Source organism: Bradyrhizobium sp. STM 3843, assembly GCF_000239815.1.
Taxonomy (GTDB): domain Bacteria; phylum Pseudomonadota; class Alphaproteobacteria; order Rhizobiales; family Xanthobacteraceae; genus Bradyrhizobium.
Map to the genome: position 1 here is coordinate 1 of NZ_CAFK01000320.1, position 2,385 is coordinate 2,385.

At 66.1% G+C, this 2,385-nt stretch carries 1 protein-coding gene and 1 pseudogene; both read left to right on the plus strand.

Annotation, left to right across the window (positions count from 1 at the left end; genetic code table 11):
* Positions 1-1,015, plus strand: a pseudogene (locus BRAS3843_RS35275) (acyl-CoA dehydrogenase C-terminal domain-containing protein); the annotation flags it as partial.
* Positions 1,016-1,104: 89 nt separating this feature from the next.
* Complete coding sequence (locus BRAS3843_RS35280; RefSeq protein ID WP_008974048.1) at positions 1,105-2,313, plus strand: acetyl-CoA C-acetyltransferase; 1,209 nt, start codon at positions 1,105-1,107, stop codon at positions 2,311-2,313.
* Positions 2,314-2,385: the final 72 nt, after the last annotated feature.

The window sequence follows — 2,385 nt, forward strand, 5'->3', positions numbered from 1 at the left end:
CATCCACGGCAATTCGACCTGCGTGATGAACTACGACAACGCCACCGGCTGGCTGATTGGCGAAGAGAACAAGGGCATGCAGGGCATGTTCGTGATGATGAACGAGGCCCGGCTCGGCGTCGCCGTGCAGGGCCTCGCGCAGTCGGAGGTCGCCTATCAGAACGCGGCCGCTTATGCGCGCGAGCGCATCCAGGGCCGCGCGCTCACGGGGCCGAAGGCGGCGGACAAGCCGGCCGACCCGATCATCGTGCATCCGGACGTGCGGCGCACGCTGCTGACCATCCGCGCCTTCAATGAAGCTGCGCGCGCGATGGTGATCTGGACCTCGCTGAAGAGCGACGTCGCGCACCGTTCGCAGGATCCGAAGGACCGCCAGGCTGCTGACGATCACATGGGCCTGATGACCCCGGTGATGAAGGGCTACATGACCGACATGGGCTTTACCAATGCGGTGCAGGCGCAGCAGATGTAGGGCGGCCACGGCTACATCGCCGAGCACGGCATGGAGCAGTTCGTGCGCGACGCCCGCATCGCGATGATCTACGAGGGCGCCAATGGTATCCAGGCGCTGGACCTGGTCGGCCGCAAGCTGCCGCGCGACGGCGGCCGCGCCGTAATGGCGTTCTTCGCCGAGGTCGGCGCCTTCGCCAAGGAGCATGGCGGCAACGAAGCGATGAAGCCGTTTGTCACGCCGCTGTCGATGGCGCTCGGCCATCTGCAGCAGGCGACCACCTGGCTGATGCAGAATGCGATGACCAAGCCGGACAATGCCGGCGCGGCCGCCACCGACTACCTGCACCTCTTCGGCCTCGTCACCTTCGCCTATATGTGGGCGAAGATGGCCAAGGTCGCGCAGGACAAGATTGCGGCTTCGGGTAGCACCCCATATCTGTCCACCAAGCTCACCACGGGACGTTTCTTCATGGAGCGCGTGCTGCCGGAGACGGCAGCGCATCTGGCGCGGATCCAGTCCGGCTGCGCCACCGTGATGGAACTGCCGGCGGAGGCATTCTGACAGGCGTGATGGGCCGGTCGTTCACGGCATGCGCCGGCCCTCGCAAAATCTGCTAGAGATGACAATCATCATAATATCAGGAGGGCGTGATGCCTGAGGCATATATTTACGACCACGTTCGAACCCCGCGCGGTCGCGGCAAGCCGGACGGCGCGCTGCATGAGGTGACGGCGCTGGCGCTCGCCACCGTGCCCTTGAAGGCGCTGAAGGACCGCAACAATCTGCCGGAGGATTCCGTCGACGACGTCGTGCTCGGCGTGGTCGATCCCGTCGGTGAAGCCGGCTCCGACATCGCGCGCTTCGCGGCGCTGCAGTCGGGCCTCGGTGAAGCCGTGCCGGGCGTGCAGATCAGCCGCTTCTGCGCCTCCGGCCTCGACGCCGTCAACTTCGCCGCCGCGCAGATCATGAGCGGGCAGCATGAGCTTGTGATCGGCGGCGGCGCCGAATCGATGAGTCGCGTCGGCATCGGCGCCTCCGGCGGCGCCTGGCCGGTGGATCCCTCGATCGCGGTGCCGGCTTATTTCATGCCGCAGGGCGTCTCGGCCGACCTGATTGCGACCAAATACGGCTTCTCGCGCGACGATGTCGACGCCTATGCAGTGCAGAGCCAGCAGCGCGCGGCCAAGGCCTGGGACGAGGGCCGCTTCGACAAGTCCGTCGTCCCGGTGAAGGACATCAACGGGCTGACCATCCTCGCCAAGGACGAGCACATGCGCCCGTCGACGACGATGCAGTCGCTGGCGCAGCTGCAGCCGTCATTCGTGCAGATGGCGCAGATGGGCGGCTTCGATGCGGTCGCGATCCAGTCGCATCCGGAGATCGAGCGCGTCAACTACGTGCATCACGCCGGCAACTCCTCGGGCATCGTCGACGGTGCCGGTGCCGTGCTGCTCGGCAGCAAGGAGGCCGGCGCGAAGTACGGCCTCAAGGCTCGTGCGAAAATCCGCGCCTTCGCCAATATCGGCTCGGAGCCGGCGATGATGCTGACAGGCCCGGTCGACGTCACCAACAAGCTGTTCGAGCGCTCCGGCATGACCAAATCGGACATCGACCTGTTCGAGCTCAACGAGGCGTTTGCGTCGGTCGTGCTGCGCTACATCCAGGCGTTCGAGATCGACAATTCGAAGATCAACGTCAATGGCGGCGCGATTGCGCTCGGCCATCCGCTCGGTGCCACCGGCGCGATGATTCTGGGCACCGTGCTCGACGAGTTGGAGCGCACCGGCAAGGCAACCGCGCTGGTCACGCTGTGCATCGGCGGCGGCATGGGCACCGCGACCATCATCGAGCGGGTGTGACGGTGCGCTCCCTCCCCCCTTGCGGGGGAGGGTCGGGGAGGGGGGTGCCACGCGCTCCTCTGCCTGTGAGGA

What these genes read in the sequence shown, in the direction of transcription:
- BRAS3843_RS35280 (WP_008974048.1), top strand. Translation starts at nt 1,105, where the DNA reads ATGCCTGAGGCATATATTTACGACCACGTTCGAACCCCGCGCGGTCGC.